The sequence below is a fragment of the Roseateles sp. GW823-FHT07B05 genome, from assembly GCF_058794515.1.
Genome location: NZ_JBXAGX010000005.1, coordinates 155,882 through 177,639 on the forward strand (window position 1 = coordinate 155,882; position 21,758 = coordinate 177,639).

19 protein-coding genes are annotated in these 21,758 nt (G+C 72.1%); 13 read left to right on the top strand and 6 right to left on the bottom strand.

Annotated features, from left to right (window positions below; translation table 11 throughout):
- Nucleotides 1-46: 46 nt before the first annotated feature.
- From AC1Q7O_RS13135 to AC1Q7O_RS13145, 3 genes are all read left to right on the top strand, one after another.
- A complete protein-coding gene (locus AC1Q7O_RS13135) occupies nt 47-544 on the top strand; it encodes a GAF domain-containing protein (RefSeq protein ID WP_492659660.1) in 498 nt (165 codons plus the stop codon).
- Nucleotides 541-936 carry an ANTAR domain-containing protein gene (locus AC1Q7O_RS13140; RefSeq protein ID WP_492659659.1) on the top strand — a complete coding sequence of 132 codons (396 nt, stop codon included), beginning with the start codon at nt 541-543 and terminating at the stop codon, nt 934-936. The genes AC1Q7O_RS13135 and AC1Q7O_RS13140 overlap by 4 nt, the downstream gene beginning before the upstream one ends.
- Before the next feature lie 68 nt (nt 937-1,004).
- Nucleotides 1,005-1,559 (top strand): hypothetical protein, encoded by a 555-nt coding sequence (locus AC1Q7O_RS13145; RefSeq protein ID WP_492659658.1) that lies wholly within the window; start codon nt 1,005-1,007, stop codon nt 1,557-1,559.
- Here the strand turns inward: AC1Q7O_RS13145 and AC1Q7O_RS13150 are convergent.
- Together AC1Q7O_RS13150 and AC1Q7O_RS13155 are read right to left on the bottom strand one after the other, a co-directional pair.
- Complete coding sequence (locus AC1Q7O_RS13150; RefSeq protein ID WP_492659657.1) at nt 1,543-2,817, bottom strand: MFS transporter; 1,275 nt, start codon at nt 2,815-2,817, stop codon at nt 1,543-1,545. The genes AC1Q7O_RS13145 and AC1Q7O_RS13150 overlap by 17 nt on opposite strands.
- Nucleotides 2,814-3,608, bottom strand: a complete 795-nt coding sequence (locus tag AC1Q7O_RS13155; protein ID WP_492659656.1) for a carbon-nitrogen hydrolase family protein — start codon at nt 3,606-3,608, stop codon at nt 2,814-2,816. Before AC1Q7O_RS13155 ends, AC1Q7O_RS13150 begins: the two co-directional genes overlap by 4 nt.
- 84 nt (nt 3,609-3,692) lie before the next feature.
- On the opposite strand from AC1Q7O_RS13155, the gene AC1Q7O_RS13160 reads away from it, so the two are divergent.
- Complete coding sequence (locus tag AC1Q7O_RS13160) at nt 3,693-4,535, top strand: substrate-binding periplasmic protein (RefSeq protein ID WP_492659655.1); 843 nt, start codon at nt 3,693-3,695, stop codon at nt 4,533-4,535.
- A 7-nt stretch (nt 4,536-4,542) separates the two neighbouring features.
- Here AC1Q7O_RS13160 and AC1Q7O_RS13165 read toward each other — a convergent pair whose 3' ends face one another.
- On the bottom strand, nt 4,543-8,562 hold the full coding sequence (locus AC1Q7O_RS13165; RefSeq protein ID WP_492659654.1) for a YhdP family protein: 4,020 nt from the start codon (nt 8,560-8,562) through the stop codon (nt 4,543-4,545).
- A 54-nt stretch (nt 8,563-8,616) separates the two neighbouring features.
- Here AC1Q7O_RS13165 and glnE point away from each other — a divergent pair, with 54 nt between their 5' ends.
- The 8 genes from glnE to AC1Q7O_RS13205 all read left to right on the top strand — a co-directional run bounded on the left by glnE (nt 8,617) and on the right by AC1Q7O_RS13205 (nt 17,066).
- The gene (glnE, locus tag AC1Q7O_RS13170) at nt 8,617-11,427 is read left to right on the top strand and encodes a bifunctional [glutamate--ammonia ligase]-adenylyl-L-tyrosine phosphorylase/[glutamate--ammonia-ligase] adenylyltransferase (protein ID WP_492659653.1); all 2,811 of its coding nucleotides are present in this window, start codon (nt 8,617-8,619) and stop codon (nt 11,425-11,427) included.
- Nucleotides 11,424-11,969: a rhombosortase gene (rrtA, locus tag AC1Q7O_RS13175; RefSeq protein WP_492659652.1), complete on the top strand. Its 546-nt coding sequence runs from the start codon at nt 11,424-11,426 to the stop codon at nt 11,967-11,969. Before glnE ends, rrtA begins: the two co-directional genes overlap by 4 nt.
- Before the next feature lie 25 nt (nt 11,970-11,994).
- Complete coding sequence (locus AC1Q7O_RS13180) at nt 11,995-12,345, top strand: VOC family protein (protein ID WP_492659651.1); 351 nt, start codon at nt 11,995-11,997, stop codon at nt 12,343-12,345.
- Nucleotides 12,342-12,620: an ArsR/SmtB family transcription factor gene (locus tag AC1Q7O_RS13185; RefSeq protein ID WP_492659650.1), complete on the top strand. Its 279-nt coding sequence runs from the start codon at nt 12,342-12,344 to the stop codon at nt 12,618-12,620. Before AC1Q7O_RS13180 ends, AC1Q7O_RS13185 begins: the two co-directional genes overlap by 4 nt.
- A 7-nt stretch (nt 12,621-12,627) precedes the next feature.
- Nucleotides 12,628-13,227, top strand: a complete 600-nt coding sequence (locus AC1Q7O_RS13190; protein WP_492659649.1) for a hypothetical protein — start codon at nt 12,628-12,630, stop codon at nt 13,225-13,227.
- A 4-nt stretch (nt 13,228-13,231) separates the two neighbouring features.
- Nucleotides 13,232-14,113, top strand: a complete 882-nt coding sequence (locus AC1Q7O_RS13195; RefSeq protein ID WP_492659648.1) for a DMT family transporter — start codon at nt 13,232-13,234, stop codon at nt 14,111-14,113.
- 72 nt (nt 14,114-14,185) lie between these two features.
- Nucleotides 14,186-14,854 carry a glutathione S-transferase gene (locus tag AC1Q7O_RS13200; protein WP_492659647.1) on the top strand — a complete coding sequence of 223 codons (669 nt, stop codon included), beginning with the start codon at nt 14,186-14,188 and terminating at the stop codon, nt 14,852-14,854.
- Nucleotides 14,855-14,960: 106 nt separating this feature from the next.
- Complete coding sequence (locus tag AC1Q7O_RS13205) at nt 14,961-17,066, top strand: S8 family serine peptidase (RefSeq protein WP_492659646.1); 2,106 nt, start codon at nt 14,961-14,963, stop codon at nt 17,064-17,066.
- On the opposite strand, the gene AC1Q7O_RS13210 is transcribed toward AC1Q7O_RS13205, so the two are convergent.
- The 3 genes from AC1Q7O_RS13210 to AC1Q7O_RS13220 are packed head-to-tail and all read right to left on the bottom strand — an operon-like array spanning nt 17,017 to nt 18,882.
- On the bottom strand, nt 17,017-17,694 hold the full coding sequence (locus AC1Q7O_RS13210) for a hypothetical protein (protein ID WP_492662709.1): 678 nt from the start codon (nt 17,692-17,694) through the stop codon (nt 17,017-17,019). The genes AC1Q7O_RS13205 and AC1Q7O_RS13210 overlap by 50 nt on opposite strands.
- Complete coding sequence (locus AC1Q7O_RS13215; RefSeq protein ID WP_492659644.1) at nt 17,694-18,413, bottom strand: biotin--[acetyl-CoA-carboxylase] ligase; 720 nt, start codon at nt 18,411-18,413, stop codon at nt 17,694-17,696. Before AC1Q7O_RS13215 ends, AC1Q7O_RS13210 begins: the two co-directional genes overlap by 1 nt.
- A 4-nt stretch (nt 18,414-18,417) precedes the next feature.
- Nucleotides 18,418-18,882 (bottom strand): SET domain-containing protein, encoded by a 465-nt coding sequence (locus AC1Q7O_RS13220; RefSeq protein ID WP_492659643.1) that lies wholly within the window; start codon nt 18,880-18,882, stop codon nt 18,418-18,420.
- A 240-nt stretch (nt 18,883-19,122) separates the two neighbouring features.
- Here AC1Q7O_RS13220 and AC1Q7O_RS13225 point away from each other — a divergent pair, with 240 nt between their 5' ends.
- Nucleotides 19,123-21,714 (top strand): DNA topoisomerase III, encoded by a 2,592-nt coding sequence (locus AC1Q7O_RS13225; protein ID WP_492659642.1) that lies wholly within the window; start codon nt 19,123-19,125, stop codon nt 21,712-21,714.
- The last annotated feature ends 44 nt before the right edge of the window (nt 21,715-21,758 follow it).

Here is a 21,758-nt window from a genome sequence, read left to right on the forward strand (position 1 = left end):
CGCGTGCCTACACTGACCGCTCGCACGACGGAGAGCGACGACACCCATGCTGCCCGCCCCCATCCCTGCCGACGACGCCGCGCGCCTGCAGGCCCTTCGCGGGCTGCTCATCCTGGACACGCCGCCCGAGGAGCGTTTTGACCGCCTCGTGCAGTTCGCGGCCGGCGAGTTCGACGTGCCCATAGCCCTCATCACGCTGGTGGACGGGCAGCGCCAGTGGTTCAAGGCTCGTGTCGGCATGGACGCCTGCGAGACCGCGCGCGACATCTCCTTCTGCGGCCATGCCATCCAGCAGGACGCGTTGTTCGAGATCGTGGACGCCGCGCTGGACCCGCGCTTTGCCGACAACCCGCTGGTGCTCGGCGCGCCGCACATCCGCTTCTACCTCGGCGCGCCGCTGGTGCTGCCAGGCGGCGCGCGCGTCGGCACGTTGTGCCTCATCGACACGCGGCCGCGCGAGCTGGATGCGATGGACCACGCCGTCCTCGGCACGCTGCGCGACCTGGCCGTGGCGGAACTGCTGGGGCGCGGAGAGGCGGCGTGAACGACCGCGCCGCCAGCGGGCGGCTGCTGATCGTCGAGCCCCAGTTCGTGCTGCGCCGCACCGTGTCGACGATGGCGCGCCAGATGGGCCTGGCCGAGGTGCAGGAAGCCGCGACGACGGCGCTGGCGGGCCGCCTGCTGGGTGAGCAGCGCTTCGACGGCCTGCTGATTGCGCTGGACGACGACGGCGCGGCGCTGCTGTTGCTGCAGGGCCTGCGCACCGGCCAGTGGCCCCAGCCCACCGGCTTGCCCGTCGTGGCGATGGCCAGCGCCTGCGACGTGGAGCTGGCGTTGCGGCTGAAGGAACTGGACGTCACCCGGCTGCTGCTCAAGCCCTTCAAGGTGCGGGGCGTGCTGGAGGCGATCGCGGCGCTCGGAGCGCTCGAGCGCTGAAAAGCCCCGCCCGGCCGCTGCTTTTCGCGGCCATGCCGGGGCCGCGCGGGCCTAGCATGCGGGCACCCATGTTCCGCCGTGCCCTGATTCCCGCCGTGCTGCTGGCCGCCCTGCTGGCCGGCTGCGGCACGCCCAGCCAGCCGCTGCCGATGGTCGTCACGCCGGCCGAGGCGCTGCAGGTGCGCGGCTGGGTGCCGGACGCGCTGAAGGCCCAGGTCGCGCTGGCGCCCGTGCAGGGCGGCCTGGAGACCGGCCGCTGGTGGGGTTCCAAGGTCAGCGCCACGGCGCTGCAGCAGGCGCTGGAGGAATCGCTGTACGCGGTGGGCATGCGCCCGCCGTCGCCCGAGCCGCCGGCGCGCTTCGAGCTGCGTGCCGAACTGCTGGAACTGGCGCAACCCACCGTGCCGGCGCTGGCCGTGACCGTCGGCGCGGCCGTGCGCTACACGCTGGTGGACACGGCCAGCGGCCGGGTCGTGTACCAGCGCCGCATCGCCAACGCCGAGGAAGCCGGCTTCACCGAGGCCGTCGTGTCGCCGTCCGAGCGGCTGCGCATCGCCAACGAGCGCACGCTGCGGGCCAACATCGGCCTGCTGCTGCGCGACCTGGTCACGCTGCGTCCCTAGACGCCTGCTCCTGCTCGTGGTGGCGGCGCCCCGCCGTGAACCACAGCAGCAGCGCGCAGGCAAAGCCCAGCAGGCTGGCGGTGCCAAAGAACGCCATCATCGGCCCATAGCCGGCCGGGTTGGCTGCGCTGGCGCCGGCCTGGTCGTTGAGCCAGCCGGCCACGAGGTTGGCGCCACTGATGCCGGCGTTCTGCGCCACCCACATCAGCCCGATGGCGGTGCCGAAGCGGCTGGGCACCACCAGCCGGCTGGCCAGCGGCCACATGACGGCCGGCACCAGCGAGAAGCTGACGCCGATCAGCGCCGTGGACACCCACAGGCTCCACGGCGCCAGGGCCATGACGGCCAGCGCGATGGGCAGCAGCAGCGCGCCGAACGCCAGGAAGGGCGCGTAGCGGCGCAGGCGGTCGCACAGCCAGCCGAAGGCCGGCGTCGCGAACACGGCGGCCAGGAACACGTAGCTGTTCATCTGGCCGGCGGCGGCCAGGTCCAGCCCGTGCACATGCTGGAAGTACTTGATCGAGTAGGTGCTGCGAAACGCCAGGATCACCGAATACCACAGCACGCACAGCGCCAGCAGGTACCAGTAGGCGCGGCCGAAGTGCAGCAGGTCGCGCCAGACGAACTTCTCGGCCTTGGCGCCGGTGGGCAGCAGGCCGGCGCGGCGCGGGCCGCGGTCCAGCCACCAATAGGCCAGCGATGCGAGCAGCGACGTCGCCGCGACGCCCGCCGCGATGGCCAGCGGTGGTTGCCAGCCCTGCGCGTAGGCGCCAGCGAACCACGTCGGCGACATGTCGGCGCCGAACGAGCCCAGCCGGCCGATGGCCAGCGCCAGCCCCATCGCGAAGGCCAGGCTGCGGCCGCCGAAGTAGTCGGCGATGGCGGCCAGCGTCGCGATGCTGAAGGTCTCGGCGCCGATGCCGAACAGCAGCCGGCCCGCGGCCATGCCGAAGAAGTCGGGGCTGAATGCCGTCAGCGCCGCGCCGGCCAGGCAGACCAGCGCCGTCCACAGCGTCATGCGCGCAGCGCCGAAGCGGTCCACCAGCACGCCGCCGACGAGGATGAGCACGACGTTGGGCAGGCTGTAGATCGCGTTCAGCAGGCCCACCTGGCTGTCGCTGAACCCGCGCTGGCTCTGCAGCAGGTCGGCCACCGGGCCGATGGAGTCGTAGACGTAGTAGTTGCCGAACAGCGCCAGCGCGACCAACGCGCCGATGAGCCAGGCCGTGCCGCGCGGCGGCTGCGCCGTCGCGGTCACAGCTTGCGGTGCGCGAGCGCGGGCAACTGCTGGCGTACCTGGGCCAGGCGGGCCGGGTCGGCGTCGGCGAGCGCGATGCCCTCGCCCTCCGGTACCACGGCCAGCACCTCGCCCCAGGGGTCCACCACCATGCTGTGGCCCCAGGTGCGGCGGCCGTTCTCGTGGCGGCCGCCCTGGGCCGGCGCGATGACATAAGCCTGGTTCTCCACCGCGCGGGCGCGCAGCAGCAGCTCCCAGTGCTTCTCGCCGGTCGTGTACGTGAACGCGGCCGGCACGGCGATCAGGTCGCAGGGGTTGTAGCTGCGGAACAGCTCGGGGAAGCGCAGGTCGTAGCAGACCGACAGCCCGGTGCGCAGCCCGCCGGCGTCGAAGACGGTGGGCTGGCTGCCCGGCTCCAGCACGCGCGCCTCGTCGTAGCTCTCGCGGCCGTTGTCGTAGGCGAACAGGTGGATCTTGTCGTAGCGCGCCGCCACCTCGCCGGCGGGCGAGTACACCAGCGTCGTGTTGCGCACGCGGTCCGTCGTGGCGGCCTGCATCGGCAGCGTGCCGCCGATGATCCACAGCCCGAGCTCGCGCGCGGCGCCGGCCAGCATGGCCTGGATGGGGCCGCGGCCGGGCGTCTCGGCGACGGCCAGCTTGTCGGTGTCCTGGTGGCCCATCAGGCAGAAATACTCGGGCAGCGCGGCCAGCGCCGCCCCTTGGGCGGCAGCGGATTCGAGCAGCCGGCGGGCGGTGGCGAGGTTGGCGGCCAGGTCGGGGCCGGAGACCATCTGGAGGGCGGCGATCTTCATAGGGTCGATGCTAGCGCCCGCGCCTCGCGGTGCGAGAAGGATGTCACGCGGCTGCCGCGGGCGCCGACCGAAAATCGGACGGAGATGTCGTGCCCCTCCCGCCTGCGGCGCCAGCTCCTGGCGCTCCCCCTGGCCACCGCGCTGGCGCCGGCCGGTGCGGCGGGCGCGCCGCTGACACTGCGCCTGCCGCATGCCCAGACCTACAGCGGGCATGGGCAGTTCTTCATCGAGGTGCTGAAGCTGGCGCTGGCCCGCACGGCCGACGGCGAGCCGCCGCCCACGCTGGTGCTCGCGCCGCCGGACCTGCCGCGTGAGCGGCTGCGCCAGATGCTGCAGGACGGCCAGCTGGACCTGCTGTGGAGCACCACGACGCCGGAGCGCGAAGCCGCGGCGCTGCCGGTGCGCTTCAACCTGCTCAAGGGCACCAACGAGCTGCGCTTCCTGCTCGTGCGCGCGGCCGACCTGCCGCGGCTGCGCGGGCTGCGCTCGCTGGCCGGACTGCGCCAGCTGCGCGCCGGTGCCGGCACGTTCTGGAGCGACACCCAGATCCTGCGCGCCAACGGCTTCGCGGTAGAGACGACGACCAAGTTCGAGGCGCTGTTCCTCATGCTCAAGGCCGGCCGCTTCGACTTCATCCCGCGCACCCGCGAGGAGATCGACTTCGAGCTGGGCCGGCACCGCGAGCTGGGCTTCGCCGAGCTGCCGGGCGTGGCGCTGCAGTACCGCCAGCCGCTGTACTTCTTCGTCTCGCGTGAGCGCCCGCAGCTGGCCGCGCGGCTGCTTCGCGGGCTGCAGCTCGCCGCGGCCGATGGCAGCTTCGACGCGCTGTTCACGGCCGAGCCGGGGCTCAAGGCTGCGCTGGCGCAGCTGCGCGGCTACACCGGGCTGCGGCTGCCTCTGCGCCCGCTGGAGGCCGCGCCGCGCTGAGCGGGGGCTACGGGGCGCTGGCAGCCTTGGCCGCCGGGCCTTCCACCTTCTCGACCTTGGGGTCGTCCCACGTGCCGGTGATGTGGAACTCGCGCGTGCTGGCCGCGGACATGGGCCGGCTCAGGATCATCTGCGCCAGGAAGGCGCCCAACGCCACGGCCGGGTTGATGGCCGCGTAGGCCAGCGACGCGCCGCCGGCCGACACCTCCGGCACGACGACGACGCGCAGCTTCTGCGTCTCGGCCGCCAGGTCGGTGCTGCCCTCCACCAGCACGGCGGCCTGCAGGCCGCGGATGCGAATGTTGTCGCTGCGGGCGATGCCGCCGGCTATCTTCACGTCGCCGGTCACGCCGTCGAAGGTGAAGCCCTCGGCGAACACGTCGCGGAAGTCCAGCAGCAGCCGGCGCGGCAGCGACTGCAGGCTGAGCACGCCCAGCAGCCGCCCGACGCCGGGCTCGGCCTTCAAGAAGGTACCGGTGTCGAGCTGGATGTTGAACGCGCCGGCCATGCTGGCGTAGTGCGGCGCCAGCGGCGAGCCGTCCCAGCCCACCTGGCCGGCCAGCTGGCCCTTGCCGCCGCGCAAGGCCTGGCCCTGGCCCAGCCGCTCCAGCAGCTTGCCGGCGTCGGCGATGTCCAGCTGCCAGTCCAGCTGCGTGCGGCGGTGGCCGGTGCCGGGGTCGATGCCGGTGCCGCCCCAGCGGCCGCTGGCCGTCAGCGTCGCGTCGGGCGAGCGCATCTGCAGCTTCTCCAGCTTCCAGTCACGCGCCGCGGCGGGTGCCTGCGCCAGCACTTCGAGGCGGCCCAGGCGCTTGCCACGCAGCTCGAAGTCGTCCACCTCGATGTCCAGCGACGGCAGCGCGCTGGCCTTGCCGGGGTCCATCAGCTCGCTGACGGTCTCGGCCTCGGAGCGTGGCAGCGACAGCCGCGACAGCCGCGCCTGCACGGCGTCCACCTGGCTGCCGCGCACGCCCTTGAGCTCGATGCGGCCGGTCAGCTGCTCGGCGTCGACATTGAGCCGCCAGGTGGCGCCGTCGCGCGCCACCGTGGCCGCCACGCGGCCCAGCTGGCGGCCGCCCACCTTCAGCGCCTGGCTGCGCAGCCCGATCTGGCTGGGCAGCAGGCCGCCGTCACCGCCTTCGCCGTCGCCGGGCGCGCCGCCCAGCGCGGCGAGGCGTTGCTGCCAGGCGTCCAGGTCCAGCGTGGCGACGTTGGCCTGCAGCAGCACGCCCGTGGCGGGCAGGGCGGGCAGCTTGTCCTGCACGGCCAGCGCGCCGCGCAGCACCTGCGAGCTTGCACCCGACACGTCGCGCTGCAGCTGCGCCTGCAGCAGCGGTGCGCCGGCCGTGCCCACCTCCAGCCGGATCTCGTCGCGGCCCGTGCCCGTCGGCGAGATCAGCAGGCGCAGCGGCAGCGCCGCGTCGGCCTCCTTGCGCGCCGGGGCGGGCAGGTCCAGCGCCATGCCCTGCAGCGTGCTGGACACGCTGAGCTCGGGCTGGCCGTCCTTGGGCACGGCGAGCTGGAAGCGGTAGGCCGTCTGGCCGCTGGCGGCCTGGGCCAGCCGCGTCACGGCGCCCAGCTCGGCGGCGCGGCGCAGGCCGTCGGCGGTGGCCTGGCCCTGCACGGCGAAGCGCAGGCTGCCGTCGCGCTGCGTGCCGCCCTCCAGGCCGGCATCTCCGCCCAGCAGTCGGGCCGTCATGCCGGCCAGTTGCAGGCCGCGGCGGTCGAAGTCGATGCGGCCGCGCGTGCCGCCCAGCGAGGGCAGCTCGGGGCGCAGCTTCAGGTCCACGCCGCCCAGCTGCAGCTGGCCCTTCAGCGTGGTCTGGCTGGTGTCATCCAGCGGGATGGCAAGGCCCAGCTTGAGGCCCACCGGCCCCAGCGCCGAGGCCGTGCTCAGCGAGCGCCCCAGCCATTCGTCCAGCGGCGAGCCGCGCACGAAGTGCAGCAGGTCGGCGCCCTGGCCGCGGCCGGTGCCGTCCAGCTGCAGCACGCGGCCGTGGTGCAGGTCCTTGATGCCGCCGTTGACGTTGACGAGCTCATAGCCCAGCACCCGGGTGCGGCCGTCCTTGATCTGCAGGCCGCCGCGCTCGAAGACGACTTCGGCGTCCACGCCCTCCATGACGGGCCAGTTGGTGCCGACGTCGCTGGGCGGCACATAGGCCAGCGTCACGCCCTGGGCCTGCATGGAGACGCGGAACTGGCCTGGCGAGCGGGGCTGGTCGAACGGGAAGTCCGCCAGCTCGCCCTTGATCCTGACGTGGATGTTGCGCGCCTCGCCGCCCAGCAGTGCGCGGCTCACGTAGCTGCGCGTGGCGGGCAGGCGCTGCGGGATGTAGCGCGCCACGCGGGTGGCGTCGGCGCGCGGCGCGCGGCCCGTCAGGTCCAGGAAGCCGGCCGTCGTGGCGCCGGCGGGGCGCCGCCAGGTGACATCGAACTCGCCGCTGAGGTCGGGCGTCTGCAGCTGCAGGTCGCGCAGCCTGACCTCGACGTCGCCGGGTGTCCTGGCGCCGCGCTGGGGCAGCTGCCAGGTCAGCTGCGTGGCCAGTCGCGTGATCGGCAGCCGCGGGTCTTCCAGCAGCCCGGGCAGCTCGACCTCGCCGTTGTGCACGGCCAGCCGGGCCGAGCCGCCGCGCTCGCTGGCGTCCAGCGCCAGGCTGGCGCCGCTCAGCCCCGGGCGGCCCAGCTGGCCGTCCTGCTCGGCGGGCTTGGCGGCCAGCGCCAGGCCGTCCAGCTGCGCCTTGACGCGGTAGCTGCGCGGCGCGTCCAGCGCGCCCTGCCACTGGCCGTCCAGCGCCGTCAGCACGCCGCGCGGCTCCAGCTCGCCCAGCAGCTGGTGGGCGCGCTGGCCCAGCGGCAGCCGCTGGGCGATCTGCGCCATCAGCGCGAAATCCAGCCGCTGCGCGTTGACCTCGCCGCCCAGCACCTCGTCGTTCTTGCCGAGCTGCAGGCTGACGCCCCAGTCCGAGCGTGGCCAGGCGACGCCGTCGCCGCTGACGAAGCCCAGCTGGTGCGCCTGCAGGCTGAGCCGGTCCTTCGAGCGGGCCAGGTCCAGCCGGCCTTCGATGTGGTCCAGGTCCAGCTCGGGCGCCGAGTCCAGCAGCTTCAGCCGCACGGCGCGCAGCGCCAGGTCCAGCGTCGCGCTGGTCGGCTCGCCGTCCTTGATCTGGCCCCAGGCGCGCACGGCGCCGTCACCCTCGCTGAGCTGGAACGGCAGCTCCACGTGGCGGCGCAGCTGGCGCAGGTCGGCGCGCGGCAGCTCGGCGTACAGCTCGCCGCTCCAGTGGGCGAACTCGCCGGGGCGCTTCAGCAGGCTCTGCGTGAACCTGCCGCGCAGCGAGAAGCGCTGGCCCCAGTCGGCCGGCGGCGTCGCGTCCAGGCGCAGCTGGTGGCGGCGCAGGCTGTTGCGCAGGATGAAGTTCAGGTCCGACAGCTCCAGCGGCCGGGCGTCGGCGCGCTTCTCGTCGATCCAGCGCACGCGGCCCGCCATGATGGCCAGCTCGGGCTGGCTGAACAGCCAGTCCAGCCCGGCGTCGGTGGTGCCGGTGTCGGCGCGCTGGGTGTCGTCCAGCCCCAGGCCGCCGATGAAGATGCGGCCCGTCGCGTCGCGGCGGATGACGAGCTCGGGCGCGTCCACCAGCAGCTGCGAGAAGCGCGGCTGCAGCACCACCAGCGAATGCGCCGACAGCACGGCCGACACGCGCGGCAGCGTCAGCGCCGGGCGGCCGGTGGCGTCCAGCACGCGCACGTCGCCCAGTTCCATGCGCGGCATCCAGCCGCCGGACTCGACCGTGATGCGGCCGATGCGCAGCTCTACCCCCAGCGCCTTTGAGGCTTCCTTTTCCAGCCAGGGACGCCACTCGTTGGCGTGCGGGAGAATGGCCCAGTGCAACACCGCCCAAGCCACCACGCCCAGGCCCCACACAAGGGCCAGCGCCAGCAGTGCCCAACGCAGCAGCCGCCAGCACAGGCGCAAAGGCCAGCCAGCGGCGCGGGAGCAATGGTGGAGGGCGGCCGAAAAGAGGTCAGACACGTTGTCTCGGGCACGTGGAGAAAAACCGGCCGTCAGCCAATCTAGCACAGGGACATGAGCCAGACGTTTCCCGTTATTGCTGAACACAGCCGCTATGTGCAGCGCATCCGGCGCCGCTACGCGGCCGAGTTGCCGCTGCTGCAGCCCGGCCTGCCGGACCGTGCCGTCATCGCCGCGCTGATCGAGACCTTGCTCGCGGGCAGCCCCGTGCGGCCGCTGGCCAGCGCGCTGCGCGTGGCCCGCCACCTCGTCATGGAGCGGCTGGCGGTGCTGGACATCGAGCAGGGCGCCACCGTGGCCGACGTCACGCTGGCCATGACGCACCTGGCCGAGGTGACGCTGGACAAGGCGCTGGTCGCCGCCCGCGCCGAGCTGGATGCCGTGCACGGCGCGCCGCGCACCGCCGAGGGCAGCGACATCGCGTTCTGGGTCATCGGCATGGGCAAGCTGGGCGCGCGCGAGCTGAACGTGTCGTCCGACATCGACCTCATCTACGTCTACGAGGACGACGGCGAGACGCACGGCGGGCGGCCCATCAGCGCGCACGAGTATTTCGCCAACGTCGCCAAGAAGCTCTACGCGCTGATCGGCGACGTGACCGACGACGGCCAGGTGTTCCGCGTCGACCTGGCGCTGCGCCCCAACGGCAAGAGCGGCCCGCCGGTCGTCAGCCTGGGCATGCTGGAGGAGTACTTCCTCGTACAGGGCCGCGAGTGGGAACGCTTCGCGTGGCTGAAGAGCCGAGTCGTCGCGCCGCTGTCGGGCCTGGGCGCGCCGGCCGACCCGCGCACGCTGGCGCTGCGCGACCTGGTCACGCCGTTCGTCTACCGCCGCTACCTGGACTACGGCGTCTTCGAAGGCCTGCGCCAGCTGCACGGCAAGATCCGCAGCGAGGCCAAGGCCCGTGCCGCCGGCCGCCCCGAGCGCGCCAACGACGTGAAGCTGTCGCGTGGCGGCATCCGCGAGATCGAGTTCATCGTGCAGCTGCTGCAGGTGGTGCGCGGCGGCCAGTTCCCCGAGATCCGCACCCGTTCCACCGTGAAGGCGCTGGGCCGCGTGGCCGAGCGCGGGCTGATGAAGCCCGAGACGGCCGCGAAGCTGGCCGACGCCTACGTCTTCCTGCGCCGCGTGGAGCACCGCATCCAGTTCCTGGACGACCAGCAGACCCACTGCCTGCCGCAGGCCGATGCCGACCTGGCGTGGATCGCCGCGTCCATGGGCCTCACCTGCTCGCGGGAAACCTGCGAGCTGTTCGAGCAACTGGGCGAGGTGCGCGAGCTGGTGGCCACCGAGTTCGACGCGCTGCTGCATGGCGCGCCCCAGCAGTCCGGTGGCTGCACGGGCGGCAATTGCGGCGGCCCGAAGCCCACCGTCGACGGCGAGGACTTCCTGCAGCGCCTGCCCGAGGCGCTGGCCCGGGCGGTGCGCGCGCTGGCCGAGACGCCGCGTGTGCAGGGCCTGCGCGAGGAGTCGCGGCAGCGGCTGGCCAAGCTGTTCTACCGCGCGGCGCAGGCCGTCGAGGCGGACGAGTGCTCGCTGGACGCCGCGGTGCGTTTCGTCGACTGGGTGGAGCCGCTGCTGCGCCGCGAGAGTTATCTCGCGCTGCTGGTGGAACGCCCGGCCGTGCAGCAGCGCCTGCTGCGGCTGCTGGGCCTGGCGCGCTGGCCCATGCGCTACCTGATGCAGCACCCCGGCGTCATCGACGAGCTGGCCGACCCGCTGCTGCTGCAGGCCCGCTTCGACCGCGACGCCTTCCTCGCCGACCTGCGCGATCGCGAGCAGGGCTGGGCCCGCAGCGGCCAGGCCGACGAGGAAGCGCTGCTGGACACGCTGCGCCGCGCCCACCATGCCGAGGTGTTCCGCACGCTGGTGCGCGACGTCGAGGGCCGCATCACCGTCGAGCAGGTGGCCGACGACCTGTCGCTGCTGGCCGATGCGGTGCTGCAGATCGCCATCGAATGGGCTTGGGCGCGCATGCCTCAGCGCCCCCATGCCCAGGCGCAGCCTGGGCTGCCCCCCGAGGGGGCGTCGCCGGCCTTGGGGCGGCCCGGCGGCCGGCTGCAGGCCCACCGGCCCGACCCGCGGCTGGCCGTCATCGCCTACGGCAAGCTCGGCGGCAAGGAGCTGGGCTACGGCGGCGATCTGGACGTGGTGTTCGTCTTCGACGACGACGACGAGAACGCCAGCGAGATCTACGGCGCCTTCGTGCGCCGGCTCATCACCTGGCTGACGCTGCGCACGTCCGCCGGCGAGCTGTTCGACATCGACACCGCGCTGCGCCCCAACGGCAACTCGGGGCTGCTGGTCACGTCGCTGGCGCATTTCGAGGCCTACCAGACCGGCCGCGGCAGCAACACCGCCTGGACCTGGGAGCACCAGGCCATCACGCGGGCGCGCTTCTGCGCTGGCCACCCCGACCTGGCCGAGCGCTGCGAGGGCGTGCGCCGCCAGGTGCTGACGGCGCCGCGCGATGCGGAGGCGCTCAAGCGCGAGGTGCAGGCCATGCGCGAGAAGGTGCGCGCGGCGCGACCGGTGAAGCCGGAGCTGTTCGACGTGAAGCACAGCGAGGGCGGCATGATGGACGCCGAGTTCGCCGTGCAGGTGCTGGTGCTCGCGCATTCGGCGGCGCACCCGGAGCTGCAGGACGACCTGGGCAACATCGCGCTGCTGCTGCTGGCCGAGACGCTGGACCTGCTGCCGGCCGGCGTCGGCGTGGCCGCAGCAACGGCCTACCGCGAGCTGCGCCGCGTGCAGCACAAGGCGAGGCTGGATGAGCAGTCGACGGCGCTGGATGCGGCAGCCGCGGCGCCGCTGGCGGCGCACCGTGAGGCCGTGCGGGCGTTGTGGCAAGCCGTCTTTGGTTGACGCTCTGCGCGGCGCTGGCCGCGCTGTCGCTGCTCGCCTGGCCGCTGCCGCGTGACGCGCTGGACTGGCAGCCTGCGCTGCTCGCCACCCAGCCCTGGCGCGCCATCACTGCCGCCTTCGTGCACCTGACGCCGCTGCACCTCGCCGCCAACCTCGCCGGCTGCGCCGTGCTGGCGCTGCTGGGCCACCGCGCCGCGCTGGGAAAGCGCGAAGCGATGGCCGCCCTCATCGCGCTGCCGCTGACGCAGCTGGCGCTGCTGCTGCGCCCCGACCTGCTGCGCTACGCCGGCCTGTCCGGCGTGCTGCACGCGCTGGTGGCCATTGCCGCGCTGACGCTGCTCATGCGGCGCAACCGCGACCACCTCGTCGGCGCCGCCATCGTGCTGGGCCTGGTCGTCAAGCTGGTGCTGGAGCACCCACTGGGCCCCGCGCTGCGCACCACGCCCGGCTTCGATTTCGCGGTGGCGCCCTTCGCCCACCTGACCGGCGCCGCCGCCGGCGCGCTGGCCTGGCTGTTGACGTTTCGGACAAATGCGAAATAATCGGCGCTCCTTCCAGGAGACCACGATGAGCCACGCCACCCCCACCGCCTTCGCCATCGGCCACTTCGACGTGGCGGGCCCCGACCTCGCCCGGCTGGGCGACTTCTATGCCGGCGTGTTCGGCTGGCAGGTCGACCCGCGCGGCCCGGGCTACGCGCAGCTGCGCACGCCCGCGGGCAGCCCCGACGGCGCGCTCGTCGAGCAGCCCGGCGCGGCCCTCACGCTGGGCATCGTCGTGCCCGACCTGGCCCGGGCGCTGGCCCAGGCCACGGCGGCGGGCGGCCGCGTCGAGATGCCGGCCACCGACAACGGCTGGGTGCGCAAGGCCCAGGTGCGCGACCCGGCCGGCAACCTGCTGACGCTCATCGAGCAGTGACCGGCGCCGAACTGGACGAAGCGCTGCGCGCGCTGGCCCATGTGGAGCGCCGGTTGTTCCTGCGCGAGTGCCTGGACCGAGAATGCGCAGCCGGCGAGCTGGCCGACATCTCGTCGCTGGCGCTGGCCAGCGTGTCGGAGCACCTCAAGGTGCTGCGCAAGACCGGCCTGCTGACGCTGGAGGTGCGAGGCCGTTTCTGGATGTACCGCACCGACGCTGCGCGGCTGCAACTCGTGCTCGCCGCGCTGCACGGCAGTTTTGAATTGGAAAAGTGAGAACACCATGGGACGTGAAGCCCTTTGCAACGCCCGCGTGGGCAACGAGACCGCCGAGGTCACGGCCCTGCTCGAATCGACCACCGTCGTGCTGCGCGGCGCGCTCAAGCGCAAGTGGGCCATCGCCGCGCTGCAGAACCTGCGCGTGGCCGGCGAGGACCTGCTGTTCGACGTGGACGGCGAGGCGGTCACGCTGGCGCTGGGCGAGAAGGAAGCCGGCAAGTGGCTGACCAAGCTGCAGACGCCGCCGCCCACGCTGGCCGCCAAGCTGGGCGTCAGCCCCGACAACCCGGCGCTGCTGATCGGCCCCACCGTCGGCACGCTGGACCCGGCGCTGGCCGAGGCGCTGTCGCACGGCCTGACCGGCAACCTCAAGGAAGCGCGCATGCTGGTGGCCGTCATCAGCAAGCCGGGCGAGCTGGAGCGCATGGCCGACTTCCACGCCACCATGCTCTGCAAGACGGTCTGGGTGGTGCACCAGAAGGGCCGCGACGCCTTCCCGTCCGACGCCGAGATCCGCATGGAACTGCGCGGCCGCGGCTACGTGGACAACAAGACCAGCGCGGTGTCGGACACGCTGACGGCGACCCGCTACGTGCGCAAGTAGCCGCGTGCGCCAGACCCACCTCGGCCCGCGCGCGCTGGCGCTGCTGCTGTTGTGCTGCGCGCTGTGGGGCATCAACCAGGTGGCCGCCAAGGCCGCGCTGACGGAGATCGGGCCGCTGTGGCAGGCGGGGCTGCGCTCGGTCGTGGCGGGGGCGCTGGTGGGGCTGTGGTCCGCCGCGCGCGGCGCGCGGCTGTTCGAGCGCGACGGCAGCGGCCCGGGCGGCCTGCTGGCCGGCGCGCTGTTCGCGGCCGAGTTCGCCTGCATCTTCGTGGGGCTGCAGTACACCAGCGCGTCGCGCATGGTGGTGTTCATCTACCTGTCGCCGTTCGTCGTCGCGCTGGGCATGCCGTTCATCGCGCATGGCGAGAAGCTGTCGGGCCGCCAGTGGGCCGGCCTGGTGCTGGCATTCGGCGCCGTCGCGTTCGCGTTCGCGGAAGGGCTGACCGCGCCGCACAGCCCGCGCCAGTGGTGGGGCGACGCGCTGGGCGTGGCCGCCGCCGTGCTGTGGGGCGGCACGACGCTGGCCATCCGCGCGACGAAGCTGGCCGCCGCGCCGGCCGAGAAGACGCTGCTGTACCAGCTCGGCGTGTCGGCGCTGGCGCTGTGCGCCGCCGCGGTGGCCGCGGGCGAGCCGCTGCCGCTGGCCTGGTCGCCGCGGCTCGTCGGCCTGTTCGGCTTCCAGGCCGTCATCGTGTCGTTCGCCAGCTACCTGGCCTGGTTCTGGCTCATCCGCCACTACGCGGCCACCAAGCTCGCCGTGTTCACGCTCAGCACGCCGCTGTTCGGGCTGCTGGCCGGCGCGCTGCTGCTGGGTGAGGGCATCAGCGTGCGGCTGCCGGCGGCGCTGGCTGCGCTGGCGGCCGGCATCGTGCTCGTCAACCGCTGAATGTCGCCCCGGCGGCAGGCCGGGCCCGCCGCGCTGCCTAGACTGCCGGGCTCACACCCAGGAGACCTCCCCATGATCACGCTGTGCGGCATCCCGCTCTCGAACTACTACAACAAGGTCAAGCTGGCCTTGCTGGAGAAGGGCATCCCCTTCGACGAGGCCTACGTGAAGACGCATTCCCACGACGAGGCCGTGCTGAGCGCGTCGCCGCTGGGCAAGGTGCCGTTCATCCGCACGCCGCAGGGCGCGCTGTGCGAGAGCCAGGTGATCACCGACTACCTGGAAGCCGCCTACCCCGACACGCCGCGCCTCGTGCCGGCCGACCCGTTCGAAGCCGCCAAGGTGCGCGAGCTCATCACCTACGTGGAGCTGCACCTGGAGCTGGTGGCACGCGAGCTGTACGCCGAGGCCTTCTTCGGCGGCAAGGTCAGCGACGGCACCAAGCAGCGCGTCGCCCGCGTGCTGCCCGAGAACATCGCGGCCTTCAAGCGGCTGGCGAAGTTCGGCCCCTACCTGGCGGGTGACACGTTCACGATGGCCGACTGCGCCGGCTGGGTCAGCCTGCCGCTGGTGGCCATGGCCACCAAGGCCATCTACGGTGAGGACCTGCTGGCTGCCGGCGGCGTGGACTGGAAGCCCTACGCCAAGCTGATCGGCGAGCGTCCGCATCCGCAGAAGGTGTCCGCCGACCGCAAAGCCGACCAGGAAGCCTCGCTGGCCGCCAACCGCGCCAAGGGCTGAGCGCGGAAATCCGGCACGCGGCGACGGGCCGGGCACCCTGTTTGTAGCGCCTCGGCGCGGGTGGGCGCGCCTAAACTGGTTCGATCCATTGCTGCCCCCTGCCGCCATGACGCCCCTGCGCCCGTTGCTGTTTGCCCTTGCCGCCGCCGCGCTGGTCGTGCCGGTGGCCGCCCAGACTCCGGCCGATGCCGAAGCCCGCGTCATCGTGCGCTTCAAACCCCAGGCCGACAGCGTGCGCGCCAAGCGCCTGAGCCTGCGTGCCACGCGGGGGGAGGCGCGCGAGATCGCGCAGACCCGCGCCACCGCGCTGGGCATGCGCACGGGCCACGCGCTGCGCGCCGGGCTGAGCCTGGACGAGCGCACCCACGTCGTCACGGCCCGCGGCATGACGGCGGCGCAGCTCGTCAGGCAGCTGTCGGCAGACGCCGAGGTGGAACTGGTCGCCATCGACGGCCGCCGCCAGGCCCTGGCGGTGCCCAACGACCCGCTGTTCGGCGGCGCGACCCCCGCGCCCATCAGTTTCATCGGCCGTTTCCCCGACAGCGATGGCGCCCTGCAGGACACCTACAGCCGCACCATCGACCAGTGGTACCTCAAGGCGCCGAGCAGCACGCCGGGGCAGGTGGTGTCCAGCGTCAACGCGCCTGCGGCGTGGGACCTCACGGCCAGCCTGACCAACACCACCGTCGTGGCCGTGCTGGACACCGGTGTGCGGCTGGACCACGCGGACCTCGCGGGCCAGTTCCTGCCCGGCTACGACATGATCGGCTACGGCAGCCCGGGCGCCCAGTCCACGGCCATCGCCAACGACGGCGGTGGGCATGACAGCGATCCTTCCGACCCGGGCGACTGGGTGAGCTCTGCCGATGTGGCCGGCGGCACGTTGGGCACCAGTTGCACCAGCACGAACAACAGCAGCTGGCACGGCACGCGCGTGTCGGGCCTCATCGCCGCGAAGGCCAACAACGGCCAGGGCCTGGCCGGGCTGGGCTGGAGCGGCAGCGGTCAAGGCAGCCTGCTGAAGGTGTTGCCCGTGCGCGTGCTGGGCAAGTGCGGCGGCTACGACAGCGACATCATCGCCGGCATGAAGTGGGCCGCGGGCCTGGACGTGCCGGGCATTGCCGCCAACCCCAACAAGGCCAAGGTGCTCAACCTCAGCCTCGGCGGCAGCGGCAGCTGCGGCATCACGGGCACCGGCCGCCTGTATCGCGACGCGATCACGGAAGTCAACGCCACCGGCGCCACCATCGTCGCCGCCGCCGGGAACTCCGTCGGCCAGGCCGTGGGCCTGCCGGGCAACTGCCCGGGCGTGGTCGCGGTGGCTGCGGTTCGTCAGGTCGGCACCAAGGTCGGCTTTTCGAGTGTGGGGGCGGAAATCGCCATCGCGGCGCCGGGCGGCAACTGCGTCAATCTGGCGACCGGCTATCCCTGCCTCTACCCGATGGTCAGCACGACCAACCGCGGCACTACGACGCCCATCGCCAACGACGAGGCCTACACCAACGGCAACGCGTCCGTCGGCACCAGCTTCTCTGCGCCTGTCGTCAGCGGCATCGTGGGACTGATGGCGGCGGTGCGGCCGGCGCTGACGTCGGCCGAGGCGACGGCCGTGCTCAAGATGACCGCCCGCGCCTTTCCCACCAGCGGCGGCTCCGCGGGCATCGCCGCCTGCGCGTCACCCGGCAGCGCGACGCAGCAGGAGTGCTACTGCACCACGAGCACCTGTGGTGCCGGCATGGTGGACGCACCGGCTGCCGTCGCGGCGACCAAGGCGCTGAACAACGTGACCGTCACGATCACGCCGTCGACCCCCACGTTCACGGTCGCCCAGTCGGGCTCGCTGACGGCCGCGATCACCGGCCTGGCCAGCGGCAAGATCGTGACCTTGACGCAGTGGACGCTGCTGAGCGGCAGCAGCGTCGTGAGCAGCTTCGCCGGCGGCCTCACCCCCACGGTGACGATGACCCCCGCGGCCGCCGGCACCTTCACCATGCAGGTCGACGCGACCGACAGCGACGGGTTTGTGCACAGCCAGACGGCCACCATCACCGTGGCCGCGGCACCGGTCGTCACGCCGCCCGGCACCTCGGGCGGCACCGGCAGTGGCGGCGGCGGTGGATCGGCCAGCCTGGCCTGGCTGGCATCGCTGCTGCTGGCGGCGTTCAGCCTGCGGAAGCGGCCGAAGCCGCAGCCGCTGCGCTGCAAGCCCTGAAGCCGGCGGCCAGTGCAGGGTCGCGGCTGGCCTTGAGCCGGCCGGCGAGCAGGCCGTCAGCCTGCGGGATGACCAGCGTGTGCCGCGAGGCCGCGGCCTTCAGCGCCAGCACGCGCAGGCCCTTGAGGCCGCGCTTGTCCAGCGCGGCCAGTTCGGCCGATGCGTCCGCCTGGCTGGCGTGGCGGCTCAGCACGAAGGCCGGCTGCTCGGCGGGCAGGCCTTCCAGCTGCTCGTAGCTCAGGCGCAGCTGCTTGTAGGTGGCTTCCTTGCGGGCGCGGAACTCGGGGTCGGCCAGCTTGATGGTGGTCACGCCCCACACGCCGGCCTGCTCGCTCGTGCGCACCTGCAGTTCGGCCACGGGGGCGCCGGCGGTCTTCAGCGCGGCTTGCGCGGCGGCCAGCGCGGCGTCGCCGTCCAGCGGGCCCAGCTCCAGGCAGCTCCGCTGCGCCAGTGCAGCGACGGCGCTGGCGGCCAGCGGCGTTATGCGCTCGGGATGCTGCTGCGCGGCCACGCGCTGCGGCTCGCGGCCACCCTCGGCGGGCAGGCCGGTGACGGCGTCCAGCCAGCCGCGCGACCAGATGAAGAACAGGGCGTTGACCGCCAGCAGCACGATCACCACGACACGCATCACGGGGAGGTCTCCAATCTCAGGCTCAGTTCGCCGGCGCTGATGGGGCACAGGCCGGTGTCCGTGTCCAGCAGCAACTCGCCGCGGGTGGACACGCCGCGCGCGACACCGGTCTGTTCGCCCACGCGCACGGTGCGGCCGGCGGTCAGGTCGCGGCGCGAGAACGCCAGCTGCCAGGGGCCGAAGCCCAGCGTCTCGAAGTCGGCCAGCAGGCCGCGCAGCGCCGGCGCCAGGCGGTCCAGCGTCGCGCCGGCCGTGGCGGCGGGGGCCAGCGTCTGCAGCGCCGCGTGGCCGCTGGCAAAGGCGCTGCGGTCGGCGTCGGCCGGCAGCGGCTGCAGGTTCAGGCCGATGCCGATGACGACGCCGCGCTTTTCATGGGGCAGTGGCACGGCTTCGATGAGGATGCCGCCCAGCTTGGCGCCGTCCAGGAACAGGTCGTTGGGCCACTTGAGCCGGATGCGGTCGCCGGCCTGGTCCAGCACGTCGGCGACGGTGCAGCCGACGGCCAGCGACAGGCCGGACAGGTCCAGCTCGGCGGGCATCGAGACGGCGACGGAGAACGTCAGCGCCGCGCCATCGCTGTGCCAGGCCCGGCCCAGCCGGCCACGGCCGGCGGTCTGCCGGTCGGCCGACACGATCAGCGGCCCGCCGCCCGCGCGCAGATGGTTCAGCGCTTCAGTGTTCGTCGAGCCGCATTCGGCGAGGTGGCGCCGCTCCATGCGCTCAGCGGCCCTTCGGGGCCAGCATGGTGCCGCGGCACGTGAGCGCGCCGCACCAGCAGGCGAACTGCTTCTTGACCTTGGCCGTGTGGCGCTGGTCCAGCACCAGGCCGTAGTCGTAGAACAGCTCCTCGCCAGGCTCGATGTCTCGCAGCGCCTTGATGAAGACGCGGCCGTCGGCCTCGTCGGCCTCGCAGTTGGGCTCGCACGCGTGGTTGATCCAGCGCGCATCGTTGCCGCCGTACAGCGCGTCGATGACAAGGCCGCCGTCGAGGTGGAAGTAGAAGGTGTGGTTGGGCTGCGCCGGGTCGTGCGGGTGGCGGTCAACCGCCTCGTCCCACGTGATGCGCTCGCCCGTGTACTCGATGATCTTCGCGCCCGCCGAGATGGGGGCCGTCGCGTAGACGCCGCGGCCGTGCACGCCGGAATCACGAACCTGGATCTTGCGGCGTGGGGTTTTGGCGGTCATCGGCGCTGTGGTACGGTGATTTCATGGGTGCGCACACGTGTACGTGCGCGCGAGGCCCGGATTGTAGGCACCGAGAGTGAGGCCCCTCGCCCAAGGAGTACCTTGGACGGTCCCCCGAGGGGACGGCGATACACGCGGCATTGAGCCGCGTGCACATCGCCCAAGCGGGCCGGCTTGGGGCGGCCCGGCGCTCGGCCCGAAGACGAGCACCAACTGACTGAACGAGCGATTGAACGACCGATGAGCAAGACACTGATCATTGCCGAGAAGCCCAGCGTCGCGCAGGACATCGTCCGCGCGCTGACCCCTGTGGCGGGCAAGTTCGACAAGCACGACGACCATTTCGAGAACGAGCAGTACGTCGTCAGCTCCGCCGTGGGCCACCTGGTGGAGATCGCGGCGCCCGAGGAGTTCGACGTCAAGCGTGGCAAGTGGAGCTTCGCCAACCTGCCGGTGATCCCGCCGCACTTCGACCTGAACCCCATCGACAAGAACAAGGGCCGGCTCAACGCGCTGACCAAGCTGATCCGCCGCAAGGACGTGACGGCGCTCATCAACGCCTGCGACGCGGGCCGCGAGGGCGAACTGATCTTCCGGCTCATCGAGCAGTACGCCACGCCGGCCAAGGGCCCGCTGAACAAGCCCATCAAGCGGCTGTGGCTGCAGTCCATGACGCCGGCGGCCATCCGCGAGGGCTTCGAGAAGCTGCGCAGCGACGCGCAGATGCTGCCGCTGGCCGACGCCGCGCGCTGCCGCTCCGAGGCCGACTGGCTGGTGGGCATCAACGGCACGCGGGCCATGACGGCGTTCAACTCGCGCGACGGCGGCTTCTTCCTGACGACGGTGGGCCGCGTGCAGACGCCGACGCTGTCGGTCGTCGTCGAGCGCGAGGAGAAGATCCGCAAGCACGTCGCCCGCGACTACTGGGAGCTGCGCGCCAGCTTCGACGCGCAGGCTGGCCAGTACGAGGGCAAGTGGTTCGACCCCGCCTGGAAGAAGAACGACGACGTCGAGCGTCGCGCCGACCGGATGTGGAACGCGGCCGACGCCGAGGCCATCGCCAAGGCGGTGCTGGGCCAGCCCGCCACGGTGACGGAAGAAAGCAAGCCCAGCACCACCAGCTGCGGCGGCCTGTACGACCTGACGACGCTGCAGCGCGAGGCCAACTCGCGCTTCGGCTTCTCGGCCAAGACGACGCTGTCCATCGCCCAGGCGCTGTATGAAAAGCACAAGGTGCTGACCTACCCGCGGACGGACTCGCGCTTCCTGCCCGAGGACTACCTGGCCGTCGCCAAGGACACGGCCAAGATGCTGGCCACCGAAGACCTGCCGGGTCCGCTGGCCGCGCTGTCGCAGCACGCCGCCAAGTCGCTGAAGGAGGGCTACATCAAGCCCACCAAGAAGGTGTTCGACAACGCCAAGGTGTCGGATCACTTCGCCATCATCCCGACGCTGCAGGCGCCCAAGGCGCTGACCGAGGTGGAGGCCAAGCTGTACGACATGGTCGTCAAGCGCTTCCTGGCGGTGTTCTTCCCGCCGGCCGAGTTCCTGGTCACGACGCGCATCAGCAAGGTGCTGGACAAGCATCACTTCCAGACCAACGGCAAGGTGCTGGTGAAGCCGGGCTGGTTGGCCGTCTACGGCAAGGACGTGGACGACGAGGACGCCAACCTCGTGCCGGTGAACACCGGCGAGGTCGTGCGCACCGAGAGCGTGGACGTGAAGGCGCTGCAGACCAAGCCGCCGGCCCGCTACACCGAAGCCACGCTGCTCTCCGCGATGGAAGGCGCCGGCAAGCTCATCGACGACGACGAGCTGCGCGAGGCCATGGCCGAGAAGGGCCTGGGCACGCCGGCCACGCGCGCGGCCACCATCGAAGGCCTGATCACCGAGAAGTACATGCTGCGCGAGGGCCGCGAGCTGATCCCGACGGCCAAGGCCTTCCAGCTGATGACGCTGCTGCGCGGCCTGGAGGTGGAAGACCTGACCAAGCCCGAGCTGACCGGCGACTGGGAATCCAAGCTGGCCGCGATGGAGAAGGGCAAGCTCAGCCGCGAGGTCTTCATGGCCGAGATCGCGGCGATGACCGAAAAGATGGTCGCCAAGGCCAAGGGCTATGACCGCGACACCATCCCCGGCGACTACGCGACGCTGCAAGCCCCGTGCCCCAAGTGCGGCGGCATCGTGCGGGAGAACTACCGCCGCTTCACCTGCAACGGCAAGAGCGGTACGGGCGACGACGCCTGCGGCTTCTCCATCGGCAAGATCCCCGGCGGCCGCAGCTTCGAGCTGGCCGAGGTCGAGACCTTCCTGACCAACAAGAAAATCGGCCCGCTGGAGGGCTTCCGCTCCAAGGCGGGCTGGCCGTTCACGGCCGAGCTGGCGCTGGTCTATGACGACGAGATCGCCAACTGGAAGCTGGAGTTCGACTTCGGCGAGGACGCCAAGAAGGCCGAGAACGACGGCGAGCCGGTGGACTTCTCCGGCCAGCAGAGCCTGGGCGCCTGTCCCAAGTGCCAGGGCCATGTCTACGAGCACGGCGCCAACTACGTCTGCGAGCACTCGGTTGGCGAGAAGGTCACCTGCGACTTCAAGACCGGCAAGGTCATCCTGACCCAGCCCATCGAGCCGCCGCAGGTGCACAAGCTGCTGGCCGAGGGCAAGACCGACCTGCTGGAGAACTTCGTCTCCAACAAGACGCGCCGCAAGTTCAAGGCCTTCCTGGCCTACGACAAGAAGGAAGGCAAGGTCGTCTTCGAGTTCGAACCGCGCGCGGGCAAGGCGCCGCCGGCCAAGAAGGCGCCCGCGAAGAAGGCTGCCGCTAAGGCCTGATTGACCCTATGCTCCCACCCCACGGCACGCACGTACGGGCTGGG